This window comes from Saxibacter everestensis, assembly GCF_025787225.1.
GTDB lineage: Bacteria > Actinomycetota > Actinomycetes > Actinomycetales > Brevibacteriaceae > Saxibacter > Saxibacter everestensis.
Genome location: NZ_CP090958.1, coordinates 1,426,842 through 1,446,822 on the forward strand (window position 1 = coordinate 1,426,842; position 19,981 = coordinate 1,446,822).

Sequence of the window (19,981 nt, forward strand, 5' to 3'; positions counted from 1 at the left end):
ATTCGGAGGTGGGACAAGTGAAGATTATGCTCGGCGTGTTTGCCCTGGTGCTGGTGTCGCTGGCCAGCCTCGGACTGTGGCTGTCGGCGACGTCGTCGCCGCCAGCCGCAAACGGCGAACCGGTCAATGTATCGACCACGCCCGGAAGCCCGGTGACCGATGAATCACCAACCAGCGAACCAACCGATCCTGGCGGCACATCATCCACTCCTGCCACCAAGCCGACGGCCGAGTCGTCGCTGAGCGATGAGCGCAACGAAGGCAATCAGAAGGACACGCCACCCCAGAAGGACACGCCACCCCAGAAGGTCGCGCCTGATGTCGAGCCCCACGACGAAAACGATGGATCCGACGACGATGGCGCCGGTGATGACGACGCTGACGACGACGGCGCTGACGATGACGATGGCGGTGCCGACGACAACTGACCGACGATCGTCCTGCGGCGGTTACCGCAGGCCGATCGTGGTTCAGTTTGCCTCCACGGCGTCGATTCCGTGCTCCCGGCAGAACAGCGCCACCTGAACCCGTGAACTCAGTTGAAGTTTCGACAGCACGCGCGAGACATGCGTTTTCACGGTTGTTTCCGCCACGACCAGCCGGCGCGCGATCTGGACATTGCTCAAGCCGGCCCCGAGACACCGCAGCACATCGAACTCACGTTCGGTGAGTCCGGAAAGCTCGGCCGGGAGCTCCGGTGCCACTGGAGCCTCCGGCAGGCTGGCAAACCTGAGCAGAACTTTCTTTGTCACGGCGGGGGATAGCACGCCGTCACCGGCATGGGCGGTGCGTATGGCGTCGATCAGTGCCGGTGCCTCGATCGACTTGAGCAGGAAGCCGGCTGCACCGGCCTTCAGCGCGGCGAAAATGTAGTCGTCGATGTCGAAAGTGGTCAGCATGATGACCCGGGCGGCCGATTCCTGCACTAGTTGGCGGGTTGTCGCGATGCCGTCGAGCCCCGGCATCCGGATGTCCATCAGGATCACGTCCGGCTTGCAGGCTTCGGCCATCCGGAGCGCGGTGGCACCGTCGCCGGCTTCGGCCACGACCTCGATATCTTCGCACGACTCCAGGATCATCCGAAGTCCTGCTCGGATCGCACTGTGGTCATCGGCGATCAGCACACGGATCGTACTCACACCAACGCCCCGTCGAACGGGAGTTCGGCATGGATAGCCCAGATCCCGTGATCGGATTCGACGGCAAGAGACCCGCCCAGCCGGTTCGCGCGGATTGTCATGTTCTTCAATCCCTTTCCTTCTGTTTCGGTATTCCGCTGCGCGGAGGAAACCGAGTTCCGGACCATGATCTGCAGGGCGGAACGTTCAAGGGTCAACCGGAGCCAGACGTCGGAGCCCGGAGCGTGCTTCATCACGTTGGTCAGCGCCTCCTGGACTATTCGGTAAGCCGTGAGACTGACCGTCCTCGGCACATCGCGTAGATGATGGAGTACAAAGTCCGAATTGATTCGGAGGCCTGCGGCGGCGGCAGAGGCGAGCAGCGAATCGATGGCGCCAAGGTCACCGGCGCTGTTTTCCGGTGTGTCCTCGCCGGGGCCGCGTGCTTCCTCGTTGAGCAGATCGATCATCGACCGCATCTCGGCCAGTGCCGCGATACTGTTCTCCCGAACCGCCGTCATTACCCTGCGGCTCAGCTCGGCGCCGCGTTGATTCAGGGCCGCCTCGGACTGGATCGCGATCGCGGACAGATGTCCGGCGATCACATCGTGCAGATCGCGGGCCATTTGCGATCGTTCGGCCGTCAGCGCAAGCTGCAGATCGAGCTCGGCCAGCTCTGCCGCCCGGGCGGCGCTCAGCCGTTCGGCTTCAGCCTTGGCCCGTTCGGCGATCGCCACGTTCCGGTGCTCACGAACATTGCTGGCCCAATGCACGGGCACCACGAAGATCAACAGTCCCTGCAGCGCGAAAACAAGGGAAATCCGCCAGTCCTGGCTCAATACCAATGACCCGACCAGCATGCCGGCCGCGCCGGCGAAACCGGTGTACTCGGCGACACGGCTCAACCGAGGTCCACCGCCCAACGTTGCCGCGAAGAGCATTTCGTAGATCAGGAAGACGCTGGTCAGGCTCAGCCCCAGTGCCAGGTCGAGTGCTATGCCGGTGCCGGTAACCAGCAGCATTACCGGAAGTCTGCTACTGCGGAACAGCACGCCGAAGCAGCCGATCGCGAGAGCGAGTAGCCAGGGCATAAGCGGAACGCCGCGATTCAGGTTGAGCAGATCTTCCGCGTAACCCGAGAGATGCAGCAGGGTGACGAACACGAAGTACAGGGCCGCCGTTGCCGCATCGGACCTGGATATCCCGGCGGTTATGCCTCTGCTCATGACATGAGCTTAATCGGGGCGAAACGGGCGCGGGGTCCTCCGAAGTGATGAGCCGTCCTCCTGCATTCCGGGGACGATCGGCTCGACCGCATCCGGCAGGATCCTAACTGTGACCGAGCAGAAGAAACCCCTCGCCGGGCAGATCGATCCCGACAGGGCCTTGGCGGAGCGTCGAGCAGCGCCACACAACGTCGCGGCGGCGTTGACGCAGGGACCGATGGAGGTGCTCGACTTCATGTTGCCGCTTTTCGCCGGCGGCATGCTGGGTGCCTCGCCGGCCCAGGTCGGACTGCTGGCCGGAACCGAAACCCTGGTCTCACTATTGGCGCGCCCGATCGCCGGGCACGCCGCCGATCGAGGCAATCGGCTTCGCCTGGCTGGATTCGGTGCGGCGTTGTACGGCCTATCGCTTCTCGGTTATGCGCTGACGCCGTCCGTGCTGCCCGCCTATCTGGCCGCGGTCCTCGGAGGAATCGGTGGCGCGGTGTTCTGGGTGAGCCTTCGCTCGGCGCTTGCCGAACGTTCCGCGTCCGACCATGCCGTGTTCGCGCGTCTGCTGGAATCGGAAGGCAGCGGTAGCTGGATCGCGTTTGTGGTCGCCATCCCGGTGGCAGGCGCCCTTGGATACCAGGCGGTCTTCGCGCTCGGGGCTGTCTCCTGCTTCGCTGCCGCGATCGCACTGGGCCGGGCATCGGGACGAGAGCGCGCAGCTACCCTGGCCGACCTCACTGGCAACGGTCCTCCGGCCGTGATCAGCGCAAGCGGACTGACCCAGAAATTGCGGCCGATTCTGCTTCTGGTCGCGGGAGTAGCCTTTGCCGAATCCGCGGTCGGCCTGCTCCTGCTCTTCCTGCTGCAGCGCGAACATCAGTTGCAGCTCGGCGAGATCGCGATGGTGTTTCTGCCGGGCTTCATAGTGTTCACCACCGCGCCGGGCATGATGCACAGGTTGGTGAGGCGCTATGGCCGGCGCGGAATGCTCATCGTCGCCTATGTCTGCAGCGCGGTATTCGCCGCCGCCTTGTCGCTTGCGCCCGACCCGATCGTCCTGGCTGCACTCTGGGTGCTTTCGGCCGCCTGCTGGGCGGTGACGATTCCGGTCCAGCAGGGCGTAATCGCGGAGCTATCGGCAGATATGCCGGGGCGGGGATTCGGCCGCTACGAAAGCGCCGAACTGCTCGGGGCCACCGCGGGCCTTGTGCTGGCGGGCGTCAGCTATCCGTTGCCTGGCGGTTGGTTGCTTGCCTGTCTATCGTGCGCGGCGGTGCTGGTTGCGGCAGCTGTGGCCGCTCCATTCGCGCTGCGCAGCCGGATGGTGGCGAACCTGCCCGGCGCAGAGCCGTCAACGGCGGAAGCACCGACCGTTCAGGCGGCGGAAACTTCGCTGGGCCACGCGGCGGAAACACCGTCCGTTCATGTGGCGGAAACACTCTCCGGACCGAAGACCGAGCCTGGCACGGAAGGTCCGTCCGCAACTTCGTCCAGGGACTCGACCCCAAAGCTAAAGAACCGAGGAAAGAGCTATATGCGTAATTGGCTGATTCATACCGCCATCTTCGTCATTGCCCAGATCGTATTTGCGTCCACGGCGGTCTCCTGGCCGTGGGAAGTTCTGCAGGGGAACCTGCCGCCGACCAGCATCCTGTCCAGCTCCGGCGAAAACCCAGGAATCTGGCCGCACACCAGCAGGATATGGACCATCGTGTGGATCGTCGACACGATCTGGACATTGGCGAGTGGCGGCCGGCGATCGGGTCGCGGTGCGGGGGAGGGCGGCTCGAGCCCCAGGGGTGCGGGACGAGGCTAGAGCCGTCGCCGGACGAGGCTAGAGCTGGAGTTCAAGCAGGGCGTTCTCAAGTACCTCGGGTAGCGCCGGGTGGATCCAGTACTGTCCACGCGCCAGGTCCTTCGCGGGGATGCCGAACGCCATGGCCTGGATCATCGGCTGGATGATCATCGAGGCTGATCCGCCGATGATATGCGCGCCGATGAGTTGACCTGTGGACTTGTCAGCGATCAGTTTCGCGAAGCTTCTGCTGTCCTCCATTGCCCAGCCGTAGGCGACCGAGCCGTAGTCCTGGACGACAGTGACGTAGTTGATTCCCGCGTGCCTGGCCTGTTCCTCGGTCAGCCCGACCGAGGCTATCTGGGGGTGCGAGAAAACGGCCGAGGGAACGAAGCGGTGGTCGTGGCTGATCAGCTCGCCTTCCTCGGCTGCCAGCAGGTTTTCGGCGACGACCCGGGCTTCATGGTTGGCGACATGCTTCAGCTGGTACTCAGAGCTAGCGTCGCCCAGCGCGAAGACGCCGTCTACGGGATTGCCGTCGGTGAGCACCCGTTGATATTGGTCGACCGCTACCCGGCCATCGATGTGGGTGTCATAGCCGGCGGCATCCAGCCGCAGTGCGTCGGTCGACGGACGTCGTCCGGTCGCCACCAGCAGTACATCGGCCGCGACGGTAGCGCATTCGCCATCGAAGTCTGTGTAGTCGAGCTCGATACCGGACGGGGTCGCCCGAACGCTCTGGGTCGAGGCGTTGAAGCGCACGTCCCATCGATCGGTGACGTCTTCGGTGAACCGTCGGCTGATGTCGCCGTCCTGCGCGCTCAGCAGCACGCCGGAACGGGCGATAAGCGTCACCCTGGTGCCGAGAGCCGAGAAGATATGCGCCATTTCGGCGGCAATGTAACCACTACCAAGGACAAGCATGCTCCCGGGCAGGCTCTCGAGCCGCATCACCGTGTCCGAGGTGTGCACCGGCAGTGCGGGATTGGCGATGACGTCGTCGGTCAGGCCATCGACGGGCGGCAAGCTGACATGGGAGCCGGTGGCGATCACGATCTTGTCCGCGCTCAGCGTTCGTCCGTCGGCGGTCTCCAGCGACTTACGCTCGGTGAAATGAGCCTGGCTCGCATACACAGTGACATTCGGGCTGTCCTCTGCGCGGTACTTGCGTCCGCCTTCGGCGATCGGGTCGATCCGGCCGAAGATCCGGTCCCGGATTTCAGGCCAATGCACTGAGTTCACCGAGGCGTCGACCCCGAACCGTGCTGAGTCGCGGACCGTGCCGGCCACCTCGGCGGAGTAAACGAACATCTTGGTGGGGATGCAGCCGACATTGAGACACGTCCCGCCGAAGGTGCCCTTCTCGACGATGGCGACCTTGAGCCCGTCGTAGCGCTGGTCCAAAACCGAGTTGCCCGAGCCGGTTCCGATGATGATCAGGTCGTAGTGAGTCACGATGCCTAGACTATCGGCCCGGTAACAAGCGTTTACGCATCGGCGGTGATTCTGCGGCGACCTGCCAGGCAAGTGCGACCAGCGGTGCCTGCAGCGGAAGCCGGGCGATGGCCAGGGCGCGGATTCGGGGCTCGCCGCGGAATTTCCTGACGCTGTAAAGGTTCGCCGGGAACACGCCGATGAGCAACGCCGCGCTTGCGATGCCGCCCAGGCGCCTGGTGCGTCGATTCACAAGGAGTGCCGCGCAGCCAAGTTCGGCGATACCGCTCGAGTAGACCCAAAATCGTCGACTGCCGATACCGGGCGGCACGATGGCTTCGAAGCCGCCGGGCCGCACGAAGTGCATGGCCCCTGCCGATCCCAGCAACGTGGAAAGTACGAACGATTTGGCATTAGGCATGGTGCGCCTCTCGTGGATGTGCATTATCGCTAAGCCTACGAGCCGTTGCGGGCCCGCCGGTGGTCTTCCGCAGGTAATTCGTTGGACCGGAGGGGCTGGGAGATCGTGACGATGTTACGAAATGCAGTCCGAGCTGACTACCCGACTGGTAGCCTCTGCTCTGCCATGGATACTTTTGCTTCACCGGAGATGGTCGCCATCCCCGCAGGTCCGGTCACCCTCTCGGATCGACGGACCCGCAGCAGTTGGAGCGTCGACGTCTCCGACTTCGAGATCGCAAGAAACCCGCTCACACAGGCGGAGTACGCCAGCGTCATCGGGGAGCGGCCGAGCGCACACCCTGGTGATCGACTGCCGGTTGAAGGCGTCTCGTGGTGGGACGCGATCCGGTTCTGCAACGTCCTGTCAGATCGCGCCGGACTGGTGAGCGCCTATGACATAGACGGCGACAACGTTAGATGGGAGTCCTCAGCCAACGGATATCGGCTGCCGACCGAGGCCGAGTGGGAACGCGCGTGCCGGGCCGGAACGACCGGGCCTCGATACGGCGACCTGGATTCGATCGCATGGTATCGCGCCAACTCGGACGGCCGGACGCACGAAGTCGGCGGAAAACAGCCGAACGCTTGGGGCATGTACGACATGCTGGGCAACGTCTTCGAGTGGTGCTGGGATATCTACGACGCCGAGGTGTACGGCACATATCGGGTGCTGCGCGGCGGCGGCTGGTTCGACGAGCATTGGAGCTGCCGCGCCTCGGTGCGGCGGCGCAGCCACCCGACGTATCGGATCGATGACGTCGGATTCCGGATTGCGCGCGGATAGCTGTGTGTTTGGCCGGGTGCTGGGGCCTTAGGTCGCTGACAGCTCGCTAAGGTCCGGCGTCAGGACGTTGGTAGGGTCGCGAGCTTCGTGCAGGAACGCCCCTGAATGCGCGCGCGGCCTGACATCGAGCCCGCGATCTTTTCCGCCCGCTAGCATAAGGTTCGCGCTCTACGCCCGCGCACTCGGCCGTCATCCGCACTTGCGACCCCGATCAACGAAAACGGCGGCTGACACTGGAAGACGCGACAAGCGCGTTTTCGCAGGGTCAGCCGCCGCTTTCGGCGACTACTGAAAGACGAGGGAAATCGTCTGATCAGATGTCGTAGTACAGCTCGAACTCATGCGGGGTCGGGCGCAGCCGAACCGGCTCGATCTCGTGAGTGCGCTTGTAGTCGATCCAGGTCTCGATCAGGTCGGGCGTGAAGACATCCCCGTAAGTCAGGAACTCGTGGTCTGCCTCAAGAGCGTTGAGGGCGTCGTCGAGTGAGGCGGGCAGGGTCGCGATGTTCTTCGCTTCCTCGGGCGGCAACTCGTAGAGGTCCTTGTCGACCGGCTCCGGCGGTTCGATCCGGTTCTTGATCCCGTCCAGGCCGGCCATCAGCTGGGCGGCGAAGGAAAGATACGGGTTCGATGACGGGTCAGGCGCACGGTATTCGATCCGCTTCGCCTTCGGCGACGCACCCGTCACCGGAATCCGAATCGCGGCCGAGCGGTTCCGGGCCGAGTACACCATGTTGACCGGCGCCTCGAAGCCGGGAACCAGGCGACGGTAGGAGTTGATGGTCGGATTCGTGAATGCGGTGAGTGCCGGAGCGTGCTTGATCAGGCCACCGATGTACCAGCGGGCAAGGTCGGAAAGTCCGCCATAACCGTTCTCGTCGTAGAACAACGGCTTTCCGTCCTTCCACAGTGACTGGTGGCAGTGCATTCCTGAACCGTTGTCACCGAATAGCGGCTTCGGCATGAAAGTTGCCGACTTGCCGTTGTACCAGGACACGTTCTTGACCACGTACTTGAAGAGCAGCAGCTGGTCCGCGGCCAGCTGCAGGGTGGAGAACTTGTAGTTGATCTCCTGCTGGCCCGCGGTTCCCACCTCGTGGTGGGCGCGCTCTACCTCGATGCCGAGTTCGTCGAGGGTCGTCGAGATCTCATCGCGCAGGTCGGCGAAGTGGTCGACGGGCGGTACCGGGAAGTAGCCACCCTTGAACCGGGTCTTGTAGCCGAGGTTTCCGCCTGGCTCTTCGGCTCCCGAGTTCCAGGCAGCCTCGATCGAGTCCAGCTTGTAGAAGCTGTGGTCGGCGGCGGTCTGGAACCGGACGTCATCGAAAACGTAGAACTCGGCTTCGGCGCCGAAGAAGGCCGTGTCGGCGATGCCGGTGCTCTTCAGGTAGGCCTCGGCTTTGGCCGCAACCTGGCGTGGGTCGCGGGAGTACGCTTCGTCGGTGAAGGGATCGACGATCGAGTGGTTGATGACAACCGTCTTCTCGGTGCGGAACGGATCGACAAAGGCCGTCTCAGGATCCGGGATGAGCTTCATATCGGATTCGTGGATTGCCTGGAACCCGCGAATCGAGGAACCGTCGAAGAGCAGACCCTCCTCGAACACGTCCGCAGTGAATGCCTTTGCTGGCATGTTGAAATGCTGAACGACGCCCGGCAGATCGCAGAATCGGATGTCAACGTAACGAACATCCTCCTCCGCAATGAACGTGAGAAGTTCGTCGGCGTTCTTGAACATGGAGCTCCTTGTTTTCTTTGAGATCACGACCCGGCACGACGCTTAGTCATGCTCGTTAGCTGCTTCGAAGCAAGCGTAGAGTTACCCGGTTACTCTTCTGTGTCTTCTTTGTTTCAACGAGGTTACACGCCCAGCGCGGCGGTTGGCGCGTCCAGCGGGTGCTTCGGCGATCACACAGCGTGTCTGCTCAACGCGCACGGCGGGTGCCTGCAGGTGACAAGGCACGAGACCGGCCGGGCACAGAGTAAACTCGTGGCTGTGGTTGACAGGCGCGATATCGGAACATGGATCGAAGGCACTCCTACCCCCGGAGAACCTGTGCGGTGGCCGGGGGAGCGGTTGGGGCGACCGGAAAACGGCAGTGGATCGATGGCGCGCTTCGGCCGTCGCCTGATCGCCCTGATCATTGACTGGGGCCTTGCCTTCCTCATTGCGAAGTTCGCATTCGACAGTAACCAGTGGGCGATACTCGGCATCTTTGCCGCCGAGCAGATCCTGTTGGTCGGAACCCTCGGTTACTCGATCGGGCACCGAATTCTTGGCCTCAGGGTTATCCGGCTCGACGGCCGGTGGCCAGGGCCGTTGTGGGCCTTCGTGCGCACGGTGCTGCTGTGCCTGGTGATCCCGGCAGGAATTTGGGATGCCGACCAGCGCGGGCTGCACGACAAGGCTGCCGGAACTGCTTTGGTGCGGATCTGAGCTGAGGCACGAAACGGGCGGTAAGGGAAATATCCTTACCGCCCGTTCTCGTCTGCTCGCGACTAGCGGCCCTTCATGGCCTTCCGGTCGGGGCGAGCCCGCGTCGGGTCGATTCCCTTAGGAATCGGCAATGACGCACCGCCAAGAGCGGTCAATCGTTTGCGAACCGCCAGAACTTCGGCCTTGGTCAGAGTCGGCTTGATCTTGGTGACGGTGGACGGCAGCTTTCGCAGCGGAACCTGCCCGTCCGCGTTGCCACCCTGGATCAGATGCACCGGAACGTTCGGCAGCACCCGGGTCGTCTTCTTGTTCTCCTTGGCGAGCAGCTTCGAGGCGCGCTGTGGAGGGCCCTCACTGACCAGGACGACGCCGCCCCGGCCGACGGCACGAAACACAACATCCTGCGTGCGGGGCTCGATTGCGACGGGCTGTTCCTCAACTGCCCAGCCGCGACGAAGCGTGCCCAAGGCAGCGCCGACTGCCCCTGGCTGTCCCTCGATCTGGGCAAATGCTGCCCGCTCTGCCATCCTCGCCAGGATGAACATTGCCGCGAGTACGCCGACGGCCGCGCCGAGAATACTGCTGTAGATCGGATGGCCGAACCAGAGGCCGATCAGCAGCGCGATCAGGACGACCCCGAGGAACGCGAGCAGCATCCACCAGACCACATTCGGGTTCTGGCGGCGTGTCATCTGGAAAACGGACCAGATCTGCTTCAGCCGGCCGTCTTTCTTGGGCTTTTCGTCCTTGGGCTTCCGACGGAACAGTCCGCCCTTGGGGGAATCGTTGCTGGTTGACATACTCACAATTCTAAGCGGTAGAAATACCGGCTATTGACACCTCAGCGTTCGGCCGCCAGCAGCGCCGACGCTTCCTGCCGGGCAGGGGTGTCCCGATCGAGGTGCTGCAGGTGTTCCGGGATTTGCCAGCCCCGCTTCTTCATTGCGCCGGCCCAGAGGCGCCCGGCCCGGTAGGAAGAACGCACGAGCGGCCCGCTCATTACCCCGAGGAAGCCGATCTGCTCCGCCTCGTTGCTCAGTGCAACGAATTCTTCGGGCTTTACCCAACGATCCACGGGATGGTGCCGGGGCGACGGCCTCAGATACTGGGTGATCGTGATGATGTCCGTACCTGCTGCGTGCAGGTCGCGCAGAGTTTCGACTGCCTCGTCGTAGGTTTCACCCATCCCGAGGATGATGTTCGACTTCGTGACCAGACCTGCGTCGCGCGCCTTGGTGATCACCGACAGTGAGCGATCGTAGCGGAAGCCCGGGCGGATCCGCTTGAAGATCCGGGGGACGGTTTCGACGTTGTGCGCGAGAACCTCCGGCCGGGAGGAGAACACCTCGGCGAGTTGCTCGTCGTCGGAGTTGAAGTCAGGAATCAGCAGCTCGACGCCGGTGGCTTCGGTCAGCCCGTGGATCTGCCGGACGGTTTCGGCGTAGAGCCAGGCACCGCCATCGGCCAGGTCATCGCGGGCTACTCCGGTGATGGTCGAGTAACGCAGGCCCATCTGCGCAACGGACTCCGCAACCCTTCGCGGCTCGTCGGCATCGAAGTCATCCGGTTTGCCGGTATCGATCTGGCAGAAATCGCAGCGCCTGGTGCATTGCGAGCCACCGATCAGGAATGTCGCTTCCCGGTCTTCCCAGCATTCGAAGATGTTCGGACAGCCGGCCTCTTCGCAGACAGTATGCAGGCCTTCGGATCGGACCAGCCCTTTGAGTTCGGTGTACTCCGGGCCCATCTTGACCTTGGTCTTGATCCACGAAGGCTTGTCTTCGATCGGAACCTCGGCGTTACGGGCCTCGACTCTCAGGAGTCGACGTCCTTCAGGGGCAATAGTCACGTGCGCACTCCCTAGTACGGCATCGGCGGCGTCTCAAATTTCAGCCTAGTACAGCGGGTGGCATCTGCACTCACCAGAGCGATGTGGCGAACAGCACAGTGCGGGCAGATCAGGCTGAGATCTCCTCGATCGCCGGAGCGAGGTGATGAACCAGTCGTTTCCTGACGAGAGCCAGCGTGTCATACGGAGAAACATTCGTGCCGGTTTCGGCGGCGATCGACGTCACCCCGGCGTCGGCGATCCCGCAGGGCACGATGGTCGAGTATCCGTCGAGGCTATTGGAGCAGTTCAGGGCGAAACCGTGCATTGTCACGCCGTGATCGACCCTGATCCCGATCGCGCCGATCTTGCGGGACGGTTTGGTGTCGGTTGGCTCCAGCCACACGCCTGAGCGGCCTTCGACCCGGTCGCCGACGATCCCATACTCGGCACAGACTTCGATCAGTGCGGCCTCGAGGGATTCGACGTACTTCCTGACCGCGGTTGGATCGGCGAGCTTGATGATCGGATAACCGACCAGCTGGCCCGGCCCGTGCCAGGTGATCTTTCCGCCCCGATCCACGTCGATCACCGGCGTGCCGTCGGCCGGACGTTCCCATGGTTCCGTGCGCTTCCCGGCTGTGTAGACCGCTTCGTGCTCGAGCAACAGCACCGTATCGCCCGTGACTCCCCGGACGACTTCGTCGTGCAGCCGTCGCTGGTGATTCCAGCCGGCGAGGTAGTTCACGTAGTCGGGAGCAAAGCCGAGCTCAGTAAACGTAAGACTCATTCCTCGACTTTAACCCTGGACGACAGAAACGTCTCGGGTGTTTAATCGGACTAAACAGAATTAAACGCTGGTAAACAGCCGTATAAGAGAAGGAGTGAGGGGCATGCACGGTTCGGAAGAGGCAGCCGGCACCCCGGATTCCCCGTCGATACCGGGCTACGAGGTGCTCCGCCCGCTCGGTGCGGAACCGGATTGCTGGTTGCTGGGCGCCGGCGGCACGTCGTACGCGGCCCGGATTGTCCTGGACCTGCCTGAGCAGCTCGCGTCTTTCGATATTGACCATCGTCACCTTCTCCGGGTGCATGACGTGGTGTCGGCCGCGGGCAGGACGGCCGTGATCAGCGAGTACGCCGCGGCCGGCGCGGTCTGGCCGCTTGCTCTGGCCCGCGGGGGACTGCCTCCAGGTGAGGTTGTCACGGTGGCCGCGCCGACGGCGCTGGCCCTTTCCGCTCTGCACAACGCAGGCTTTGTACACGGTGCGGTCTCAGGCATGACGATCAACCTGCGCGCGAGTGGCCAACCGGCGATCGAGTATCCGCTCGGCCCGGGCAACGCAGGGTCGGCAGCGGAAGGACAGGCGGCGGACGTCCGGCACCTGGCGAGGACGGCTTTGGAACTCGCTGCTGGCAGAAGCTATTCCTCGATGGATCTGATCCCGTTGTCGCTTATAGTTCCTGAGGTACCCGCCGAGCTGCTCGAGTTGATCTCGTCAGTTGCAACCGGCGAAGTCAGGATTTCCGCGGCAGAGTTCGGTGCGGCCCTGCTCGACGCCTGCCCGGCGGAACCGGTCCGGATTGTCGCTACCGATCGGAATCAGCATCCCTCGGATGCGCTTACCGCCGAGATCCGGTTGGACCCGGTCGATGTCGGGCAAGAGGCGATTGCTGGGCGGGACGTGGCAGGCGCTCGACCCCCGTCCACGCGACGCGCCTTGCAGATCGCGGGCTCCCGGCAGGATAGCCAGGTCCGGCGGCCTACGCTTGTCTCGGCCCGAAAGCGCGGCCCCAAGGCCCGAAAGCCCGGCCCCAAGGCCCGAAAGCCCGGCCCCAAGGCCCGGGAACGGGGACGCAAGGCCCGTAGGCAGCGCTTCGGTTCGAAGCGGACGGTGACCGCCGCGATCGGCGTGCTGATATTGCTCTCCGGCGCGCTTTTCGCGGCGCGAGGCATCCGGCAGCATGATCAGCCGTCAGGGGAAGATGCTCCGCTCGGACTTCCGGAGCGGGTCGCGGCATCGCTGGCCGCGGAGGATCCTTCCGCCGGGCTGACCGCGCTTGCCTGGGTGCGGGAACAGCTGTTCGCGACCGCTGACGAACGCTGGCATGACTTCCTGACGGCGCCATCGTCGTCGGCCCGAGCTGCCGACCAGGAGTCGCTGCAGGAACTTGAGCGTGCGGGGCAGACCTACGAAGGTCTGCGTTTCCGACTGTCCGATATCAAGGTTTTGCCGGCCGGGGAAGCGCAGCGTTCCTCGTCGGGCCCGACCGGTGTAAGGCTTGCGGCGGAGTCCTCCGTGTCGAAATATCGAATTGTCGGCGCGGACGGTCACGAAACCGGGCGGGGCGCGGCGCAGCCACCGCGCGTGCTGGTGTTCACTCTGGCCCGGCATGACGGGCGCTGGGTGGTGCAGGACATCGAGCCCGCACCGGCGGATTAGCCGCGGTTCAGGGCTCGCCCGCCGCCCAGGCGGCGGCTGCGGTCAGCGAGTTGTGGCGGTAGTTGAAACCGGATTCCTGCAGGCGGCCCGGAACGGCACGAGTAGAGGCGAGAATGTCGCCGGCAAGTTCGCCGACCGCGACCCGCAACGCGAAGCGCGGCACCGACAGAACCGCCGGCCGGCGCAGTGCCCGAGCCAGCGAAGCGACGATATCGGCATTGCGTGCGGGCGCCGGTCCGACAAAGTTCACCGGACCAGCCAGGCTATCGTTCGTGGCGGCGTGAGCGAAGGCTCGAACGATGTCCGGCAAGGTGATCCATGGCCACCATTGTTTTCCACTACCGAGCGGCCCGCCCAGCCCGAACCGGATCAGCGGGAGCAGCCGAGCCAGGGCTCCGCCATCCGGGGCCAGCACAATGCCTACCCGGCATTTGGCAATCCGGACGCCGTCGGGAGCGGTATCTGCAGCCGATTCCCATTGGCTGCAAACCTCGCTGAGAAAGCCGGTGCCCGGGGGAGCGGTCTCGTCCAGAATCTGATCGCCGCGGTCGCCATAGTAACCAACCGCTGATGCATTCACGAAGGCCTGCGGAGGCCGGGCGGCCTGTGTCATTGCCTTAGCCAGGGTTGTGGTTGTGTCGACCCTGGAGTCGCGAATCAGCCGTCGGTACTCCGTCGACCAACGATGGTCTCCGACTCCGGCGCCGGCCAGATTGATCACGACATCGTGGGCGTCGATGATCGCAGGTTCCAGCCGGCCCGATGCAGGATCCCAGTGTGCTTCTGCGGAAGTACGTGGCGCCCTGCGCACGAGCTGGGTCACCTCGTGCCCCTCGGACACGAGGTGAGGCAGTAAAGCCGAGCCAATGAAGCCACTTGCACCGGCGACGAGAATCTTCATCTCCCCAGCTAAGCACGAGGTGTAGGCGGGCCGAACACGAGGCAGCGCCGGGATACGGCCTAGCAAACAGTTCAGCGAAACAGCGAAGGGCCCGCCGAAACCGGCGGACCCCTCACTTGTTGAGCTGACTTACAAGCCGAGCTCAGATTCGAAGTTTCCCTCTTCAAGCCGTGCCTTGATGGTCTGCAGGAAGCGACCGGCATCGGCGCCGTCAACCAGACGGTGATCGTAGGTCAGCGGCAGGTACACCATCGAGCGGATAGCGATGGTGTCGTCCCCCTCAGCATTTGTCAGCACCACTGGACGCTTGACGATTGCTCCGGTACCGAGGATGCCAACCTGCGGCTGGTTGATGATCGGAGTATCGAACAGCGCTCCGACGCTGCCGATATTCGTGATCGTGAAGGTGCCGCCGCCAAGCTCTTCCGGGCTGACCTTGTTGGTCCGGGTGCGCTGCCCGAGATCCGCGATCTTGTGCGCGAGACCGGCAATGTTCAGGCCACCGGCATCGTGAATCACTGGAGCCAGGAGACCGCGGTCGGTATCGACTGCGATACCCAGGTGCTCGGCGTTGTGATAGGTGATCTCCTTTGCCTCTTCGTCGTACGAGGCGTTGACCTTTGGATGCTGCTTCAGCGCTTCGACAACTGCCTTGGCGAAGAATGGCAGGAAGGTCAGCTTCACGCCTTCGTTGGCTAAGAAAGTGTCCTTTGCCTTGTTCCGCAGCTTCACGATCCGGGTCATATCGACCTCGATCACCTGGGTCAGCTGCGCCGACACGTCAAGCGATTCCTTCATCCGCTTGGCAATGGTCTGGCGAATCCGCGGAGCCTTCTGCGTAGTGCCGCGCAGTTTGGCAGCCTCATCCGAAACCTGGACCTCGGTCACCGGTGCGGCAGCAGCCGCCGGAGCCTCTTCCTTCGCCTTGGCCGCCGCATCGAGGACATCCTGCTTGCGGATCCGTCCGCCGACGCCGGTGCCGTCAAGGTCGGAGAGGTCGACACCGTGCTGTCCGGCAAGCTTGCGCACGAGCGGGGTAATGTATCCGGCGCCCTCGCCGACCTTGGCGGCCGTGCTGGCCGCTGAGTGCGGTGCCACCGGAGCGGCTGGCTCCTGCTCCGATTTTGCCGGTGCAGGCTGTTCCTTAACTGCTGGCTTCGGGGCCGGAGTCTCCTGCTGGGCAGGCTGTGCGGCCGACTCAGCTTGGACGGTTTCGTCCTCTGCCTCGGCTGCTGCCTCCTCGGCCTGGTCGGTAGCGGACTGCGCCGGTTCTTCGGAACCCGCGTCGTCGGACCCCGCGTCGTCGGAACCCGCGTCCGAGCCGCCGATAATGGCAAGGGCGCCGCCGACCTCGACGGTCTCGTCTTCTTCGGCCAGGATCTTCGAAATAGTTCCGGCTACCGGCGAGGGAATCTCGGTGTCCACCTTGTCGGTCGAAACCTCGAGCAGCGGCTCATCGACCGCGACCTCTTCGCCGACCTGCTTGAGCCAGCGGGTCACCGTGCCCTCGGTGACGCTTTCGCCGAGCGCAGGCATCTTGACTTCGGTGCCCTCTGCCGAACCGCCGGCAGGTGAAGCATCGGCCTGGGGAGCCTTTTCTGCAGGTGCTTCCTCCGCGGATTCTTCCGCGCCGGAGTCCTGGGCTTCTTCGGCCGGTGCTTCTTCCGCGCCGGATTCAGCGGATTCGCCCGCGTCGTCCGCGGCACCCTCATCTTCAGCGCCGGAGTCGTCCGATCCGGAGCCATCACCAATGATGGCCAGGTCGCCGCCGACCTCGACAGTGTCGTCCTCTTCGGCGAGGATCTTCTCGACAACGCCTGCGTAGGGCGAAGGGATTTCGGTGTCCACCTTGTCGGTGGAAACTTCGAGTAGTGGCTCGTCTACTGCAATTTCGTCACCTACTTGCTTGAGCCAGCGCGTAACGGTGCCCTCGGTGACGCTTTCGCCGAGGGCCGGCATCTGCACGGAGTTCGACATGATCGCTTAGGTCTCTCCTGGTAGGGGATGAATTATGAGTGGAAGTGCAGCGGTTTGCCCGCCAGTGCGAGGTGGGCCTCTCCCATTGCCTCGTTCTGAGTCGGGTGAGCGTGGATGAGCTGGGCAACCTCTTCAGGGTATGCCTCCCAGTTCACGATCAGCTGTCCCTCTCCGGCCTGCTCGCTGACCCGAGCGCCGATCAGGTGCACGCCGACCACTGGTCCGTCCTTTTCGCGGACAAGCTTGACGAATCCTGTGGTTTTCAGAATGACGCTCTTGCCGTTCCCACCGAGGTTGTACTCGATTGTCTCGACCTTGTCGTCGCCGAACTTCGTCTTCGCCTGCGCTTCCGAGAGCCCGACGGAGGTGATCTCCGGCTCGCTGTAGGTAACCCGGGGAATTCCAGATTCGTCGATCGGGGCGGGGGAGAGTCCGGCGATTTCCTCTGCGACGAAGATTCCCTGCCCAAAACCGCGGTGCGCGAGCTGCAGGCCTGGAACGATATCGCCGACGGCATAGATGTTGCCGACACCGGTGTGCAGGCGGTCATTGGTGATCACGAAGCCGCGATCGAGGGTCACACCGGCTTCTTCATAGCCGAGACCGTCGGTCACCGGGCCACGGCCGACGGCGACCAGGAGCAGGTCTGCCTCTATGGTCTTGCCGTCTTCGAGGGTCACCTTGACCCCGTTGTCATCCTGTTCGACGCCCTTGAACCGGACTCCGACCGAGAAGTTGATCTTGCGCTTGCGGAACGCGCGCTCAAGCGCCTTCGAGATCGCCTCGTCTTCGTTCGGCACGAGATGTGGCAGCGCTTCGATGACGCTGACCTCGGCCCCAAACGACTTCCAGACGCTGGCGAACTCCACGCCGATCACGCCGCCGCCGAGAACTGCCACCCGCTCAGGAACGTAGTCGAGCTCTAGTGCCTGCTCCGACGTGATGACCCGGCCGCCGATTTCCAGACCGGGAAGCGACTTCGAGTATGAGCCGGACGCGAGAATGATGTTCTTGCCCTTGTAGCTCTCCGTGCCGTTGGCGCCGGTGACTTCGATGGTGTCGGTGCCGACCAGCTTGCCGGTGCCTTCGACCAGCTTGACGCCGCGGGCCTTCACCAGACCCTGAAGGCCTTTGTAATTCCGGTTGACTACCTCGTCTTTGAAGCTATTGACGCCGGACATATCCACGCCGTCAAAAGTTGCCTTGATGCCGAACTGGCCGGCTTCCTTAGCCGCATCGGCTACCTCGGCGGCATGCAACAGGGTCTTCGTCGGAATGCAGCCGCGGTGCAGGCAGGTTCCGCCGAGTTTGTCTTTTTCGATCAAGGCCACTGACAGGCCCAGCTCGCTTCCCCGAAGAGCCGCGGCGTATCCGCCGCTGCCACCACCGAGGATGACGAGATCGTATTGTTCCTGTTCAGTACCGCTCACGGAACGCTCCCTCGCGTCTAAGACGTTTTGAATAATGGATTGCGGAATCTATCTTTCCACTAGTGCTGTGCAATAGCGCAACCGCGGTTGTGTCTGGCTGATCACATGTGAACAAATGCTCATAGAGAGGAACGTACATGAGCAGATTTTCGAGCCGAATGAAATCGATCTTCCGGCGAAACGCGTCCCAGCCGGCAACTGGGTCCGACGATGACAGCCCGCGCTCCCGCAAGGCGGCAACCATCTCGCACATCCGGGATTTCAGGGACACCAGGGTCGGCGTCGAGGCATACATCGAACCTGCCACGGCGTCGACTCCGGCCACCATGCTGCTGATCGCGACAACGGGGGAGTGGACCCGCAGGGCGGTCCCATCCGAGAAAGTCGGCTGGAACCTGGCCCGCGAGCTGTCCATTCCGGTGTACGACGTGAACCAGACCGGCTACCCGCCGCGAATGCGCGCCTGGACAAAAGCCAAACGCGATCAGGAAAAACGCGGCGACTAGCGGCCCCCGCTTGTTAGCGTCCGGCCAGGTCCTCGGCCAGGGCGACCAGCGTGCGCACCGACACTCCGGTTCCTTCTTTGTGGGTGTAGCCGTGCGGCGTCCCGCTGTTGAATGCGGGACCGGCGATATCGAGATGCGCCCATGGAATGCGCGGCGCGCCATCGTCAGATGCCGAGTCGGCGCCCCGCTTGGCACCGACGCGTCCTACGAACTCCTGCAGGAAAAGGCCGGCGACGAGCATTCCGCCAAACCGCTCGCCGATGTTCGAGATGTCCGCGACCGCTGAATCCAGTGATTTGCGGAGTTCCGCGGGCAGTGGCATCGGCCAGAACTGCTCGCCGGCCCGCTTCGCTGCTGCGACAACCTTGTCCCGGGTGTCGTCGTCGCCCATCACCGCGGAGACGCGGTTGCCTAGGGCAACCATCTGCGCGCCGGTCAGCGTTGCCACATCGACGATCAGATCGGGGTCTTCCTCGCTCGCGGCGACGATGCCGTCGGCCAGGACCAGACGACCTTCGGCATCCGTGTTGAGCACCTCGACAGTGCGGCCGCCGTAGATCGAGACCACATCCGAAGGCCGCTGGGCCGTGCCGGACGGCATGTTCTCGGCCAGTGCGAGCCAGGCGGTCACCCGAACCGGAAGCTGCAGGTCCGCGACGGCGAACAGCGCCTGGACGACGGATGCCGCGCCGGCCATGTCCATCTTCATTTCTTCCATGCCCGCGGCTGGCTTGAGCGAGATCCCGCCGGAGTCGAAAGTGATGCCTTTGCCGACCAGGGCCAGGTGTGCCGCCGGCTTGGCGGGGGTATATGCCACCTTGACCAGGCGGGGCGGCCGGCTTGAGCCCTGGCCGACGCCGATCAGGCCGCCGTACCCGTCCTTGGCCAACTGACCCTCGTCCAGAACGGTCACTTTCACCGGACGTCCCTTAGCCTGATTCCGAATGCTTTCGGCGAAGCTCGCCGGGAACAGGTGCGACGGCGGCTGATTGACCAGATCCCGGGTGCCGTGCACTGCGGCTGCGACGGCGACGGCCCTGGACAGCGCGGCCTGTGCTGACTTTTCCCGGGCCTGCGGATTGAGAATCGTGAGTTTCTCAACCGGAGCCTTCCGGTCGGCCTTTGTTGCCGAGCGGAAATTGTCGAATGAGTATGCTCCGAGCAGCGCGCCTTCGGCGACTGCGCCGAGCGTCTCGGTGCTGGACGCAGGAAGAGCGATCGCAACGTGGCCGGCCCCCGCGAGTTGCCGGGTGGCCGCGCCGGCCGCACGCCGGCTGGCTTCATCGTCGGCGTCCTTGCCAAGTCCGATCAGGGCGACGCTGTCCGCGGCGATGCCGTCCATGCCTGCCAGGCGGTGAAACTCTTCCGGCGCGCCGGTAAGTTTCAAGGCGGCAGCCGCCTTGTTGAGCCGAGCGGCCAGGTCAGTCGGCAGGTCGGTGGCAGATACCACCGAGGGGCTGCCTCCTTTAGCCTCGGCCGGGGTGATGCCAAGGACCAGAACGTCCGCTCCAAATTTGGCGACATTCTTATTGGCCAGGACAGCGCTTGTTTTCTTGTCTGTGCTCACGGTATGAGTCAGCTTCCTTCCCACGTCGGTGTAAGTCGATCTCTCGATGCTATCCGTGCATCAGGTGCTGACTGCCGGCGG

At 63.7% G+C, this 19,981-nt stretch carries 18 protein-coding genes; 6 read left to right on the plus strand and 12 right to left on the minus strand.

Annotated elements, in window-relative coordinates:
- Positions 1-17: 17 nt before the first annotated feature.
- The gene (locus tag LWF01_RS06900) at positions 18-428 is read left to right on the plus strand and encodes a hypothetical protein (RefSeq protein WP_349640299.1); all 411 of its coding nucleotides are present in this window, start codon (positions 18-20) and stop codon (positions 426-428) included.
- Between the two features lie 42 nt (positions 429-470).
- Here LWF01_RS06900 and LWF01_RS06905 read toward each other — a convergent pair whose 3' ends face one another.
- A complete protein-coding gene (locus LWF01_RS06905) occupies positions 471-1,139 on the minus strand; it encodes a response regulator (protein ID WP_432762001.1) in 669 nt (222 codons plus the stop codon).
- Positions 1,136-2,344, minus strand: a complete 1,209-nt coding sequence (locus LWF01_RS06910; protein WP_349640300.1) for a sensor histidine kinase — start codon at positions 2,342-2,344, stop codon at positions 1,136-1,138. The genes LWF01_RS06905 and LWF01_RS06910 overlap by 4 nt, the downstream gene beginning before the upstream one ends.
- 109 nt (positions 2,345-2,453) lie before the next feature.
- Between LWF01_RS06910 and LWF01_RS06915 the strand changes: the two genes are divergently transcribed.
- The gene (locus tag LWF01_RS06915; protein WP_349640301.1) at positions 2,454-4,151 is read left to right on the plus strand and encodes an MFS transporter; all 1,698 of its coding nucleotides are present in this window, start codon (positions 2,454-2,456) and stop codon (positions 4,149-4,151) included.
- A gap of 18 nt (positions 4,152-4,169) precedes the next feature.
- Here LWF01_RS06915 and LWF01_RS06920 read toward each other — a convergent pair whose 3' ends face one another.
- Entirely contained in the window at positions 4,170-5,585 is a 1,416-nt protein-coding gene (locus tag LWF01_RS06920) for a mycothione reductase (protein WP_349640302.1), read from the minus strand.
- Between the two features lie 10 nt (positions 5,586-5,595).
- Positions 5,596-5,985, minus strand: coding sequence for a DoxX family protein (locus tag LWF01_RS06925; protein WP_349640303.1), 390 nt, complete (start codon positions 5,983-5,985; stop codon positions 5,596-5,598).
- Between the two features lie 165 nt (positions 5,986-6,150).
- Here LWF01_RS06925 and LWF01_RS06930 point away from each other — a divergent pair, with 165 nt between their 5' ends.
- Positions 6,151-6,810: a formylglycine-generating enzyme family protein gene (locus LWF01_RS06930; RefSeq protein WP_349640304.1), complete on the plus strand. Its 660-nt coding sequence runs from the start codon at positions 6,151-6,153 to the stop codon at positions 6,808-6,810.
- Between the two features lie 313 nt (positions 6,811-7,123).
- Here the strand turns inward: LWF01_RS06930 and glnA are convergent, their stop codons facing one another.
- Positions 7,124-8,548 carry a type I glutamate--ammonia ligase gene (gene glnA / locus LWF01_RS06935; protein WP_349640305.1) on the minus strand — a complete coding sequence of 475 codons (1,425 nt, stop codon included), beginning with the start codon at positions 8,546-8,548 and terminating at the stop codon, positions 7,124-7,126.
- Positions 8,549-8,806: 258 nt separating this feature from the next.
- Between glnA and LWF01_RS06940 the strand changes: the two genes are divergently transcribed.
- The gene (locus tag LWF01_RS06940; protein WP_349640306.1) at positions 8,807-9,247 is read left to right on the plus strand and encodes an RDD family protein; all 441 of its coding nucleotides are present in this window, start codon (positions 8,807-8,809) and stop codon (positions 9,245-9,247) included.
- Positions 9,248-9,309: 62 nt separating this feature from the next.
- On the opposite strand, the gene LWF01_RS06945 is transcribed toward LWF01_RS06940, so the two are convergent.
- The 3 genes from LWF01_RS06945 to lipB all read right to left on the minus strand — a co-directional run bounded on the left by LWF01_RS06945 (position 9,310) and on the right by lipB (position 11,865).
- Complete coding sequence (locus LWF01_RS06945) at positions 9,310-10,047, minus strand: DUF4191 domain-containing protein (protein WP_349640307.1); 738 nt, start codon at positions 10,045-10,047, stop codon at positions 9,310-9,312.
- Positions 10,048-10,088: 41 nt separating this feature from the next.
- A complete protein-coding gene (gene lipA / locus LWF01_RS06950; RefSeq protein WP_349640308.1) occupies positions 10,089-11,096 on the minus strand; it encodes a lipoyl synthase in 1,008 nt (335 codons plus the stop codon).
- Between the two features lie 109 nt (positions 11,097-11,205).
- On the minus strand, positions 11,206-11,865 hold the full coding sequence (gene lipB, locus LWF01_RS06955; protein WP_349640309.1) for a lipoyl(octanoyl) transferase LipB: 660 nt from the start codon (positions 11,863-11,865) through the stop codon (positions 11,206-11,208).
- Positions 11,866-11,968: 103 nt separating this feature from the next.
- Here lipB and LWF01_RS06960 point away from each other — a divergent pair, with 103 nt between their 5' ends.
- Positions 11,969-13,519 (plus strand): serine/threonine-protein kinase, encoded by a 1,551-nt coding sequence (locus LWF01_RS06960; protein ID WP_349640310.1) that lies wholly within the window; start codon positions 11,969-11,971, stop codon positions 13,517-13,519.
- A 7-nt stretch (positions 13,520-13,526) separates the two neighbouring features.
- On the opposite strand, the gene LWF01_RS06965 is transcribed toward LWF01_RS06960, so the two are convergent.
- The 3 genes from LWF01_RS06965 to lpdA form a co-directional block, all read right to left on the minus strand.
- Entirely contained in the window at positions 13,527-14,420 is an 894-nt protein-coding gene (locus LWF01_RS06965) for a TIGR01777 family oxidoreductase (RefSeq protein WP_349640311.1), read from the minus strand.
- A gap of 129 nt (positions 14,421-14,549) precedes the next feature.
- Positions 14,550-16,397: a 2-oxoglutarate dehydrogenase, E2 component, dihydrolipoamide succinyltransferase gene (gene sucB / locus LWF01_RS06970; RefSeq protein WP_349640312.1), complete on the minus strand. Its 1,848-nt coding sequence runs from the start codon at positions 16,395-16,397 to the stop codon at positions 14,550-14,552.
- A gap of 32 nt (positions 16,398-16,429) precedes the next feature.
- Positions 16,430-17,827, minus strand: coding sequence for a dihydrolipoyl dehydrogenase (gene lpdA / locus LWF01_RS06975; protein WP_349640313.1), 1,398 nt, complete (start codon positions 17,825-17,827; stop codon positions 16,430-16,432).
- A gap of 137 nt (positions 17,828-17,964) precedes the next feature.
- Between lpdA and LWF01_RS06980 the strand changes: the two genes are divergently transcribed.
- On the plus strand, positions 17,965-18,333 hold the full coding sequence (locus tag LWF01_RS06980) for an oxidoreductase (RefSeq protein ID WP_349640314.1): 369 nt from the start codon (positions 17,965-17,967) through the stop codon (positions 18,331-18,333).
- 13 nt (positions 18,334-18,346) lie between these two features.
- On the opposite strand, the gene LWF01_RS06985 is transcribed toward LWF01_RS06980, so the two are convergent.
- Entirely contained in the window at positions 18,347-19,900 is a 1,554-nt protein-coding gene (locus LWF01_RS06985; protein ID WP_349640315.1) for a leucyl aminopeptidase, read from the minus strand.
- Positions 19,901-19,981: the final 81 nt, after the last annotated feature.

What these genes read in the sequence shown, in the direction of transcription:
- LWF01_RS06910 (WP_349640300.1), bottom strand. Translation starts at nt 2,344, where the DNA reads ATGAGCAGAGGCATAACCGCCGGGATATCCAGGTCCGATGCGGCAACG.
- LWF01_RS06925 (WP_349640303.1), bottom strand. Translation starts at nt 5,985, where the DNA reads ATGCCTAATGCCAAATCGTTCGTACTTTCCACGTTGCTGGGATCGGCA.
- LWF01_RS06930 (WP_349640304.1), top strand. Translation starts at nt 6,151, where the DNA reads ATGGATACTTTTGCTTCACCGGAGATGGTCGCCATCCCCGCAGGTCCG.
- glnA (WP_349640305.1), bottom strand. Translation starts at nt 8,548, where the DNA reads ATGTTCAAGAACGCCGACGAACTTCTCACGTTCATTGCGGAGGAGGAT.
- LWF01_RS06945 (WP_349640307.1), bottom strand. Translation starts at nt 10,047, where the DNA reads ATGTCAACCAGCAACGATTCCCCCAAGGGCGGACTGTTCCGTCGGAAG.
- lipB (WP_349640309.1), bottom strand. Translation starts at nt 11,865, where the DNA reads ATGAGTCTTACGTTTACTGAGCTCGGCTTTGCTCCCGACTACGTGAAC.
- LWF01_RS06960 (WP_349640310.1), top strand. Translation starts at nt 11,969, where the DNA reads ATGCACGGTTCGGAAGAGGCAGCCGGCACCCCGGATTCCCCGTCGATA.
- LWF01_RS06965 (WP_349640311.1), bottom strand. Translation starts at nt 14,420, where the DNA reads ATGAAGATTCTCGTCGCCGGTGCAAGTGGCTTCATTGGCTCGGCTTTA.
- sucB (WP_349640312.1), bottom strand. Translation starts at nt 16,397, where the DNA reads ATGTCGAACTCCGTGCAGATGCCGGCCCTCGGCGAAAGCGTCACCGAG.
- LWF01_RS06980 (WP_349640314.1), top strand. Translation starts at nt 17,965, where the DNA reads ATGAGCAGATTTTCGAGCCGAATGAAATCGATCTTCCGGCGAAACGCG.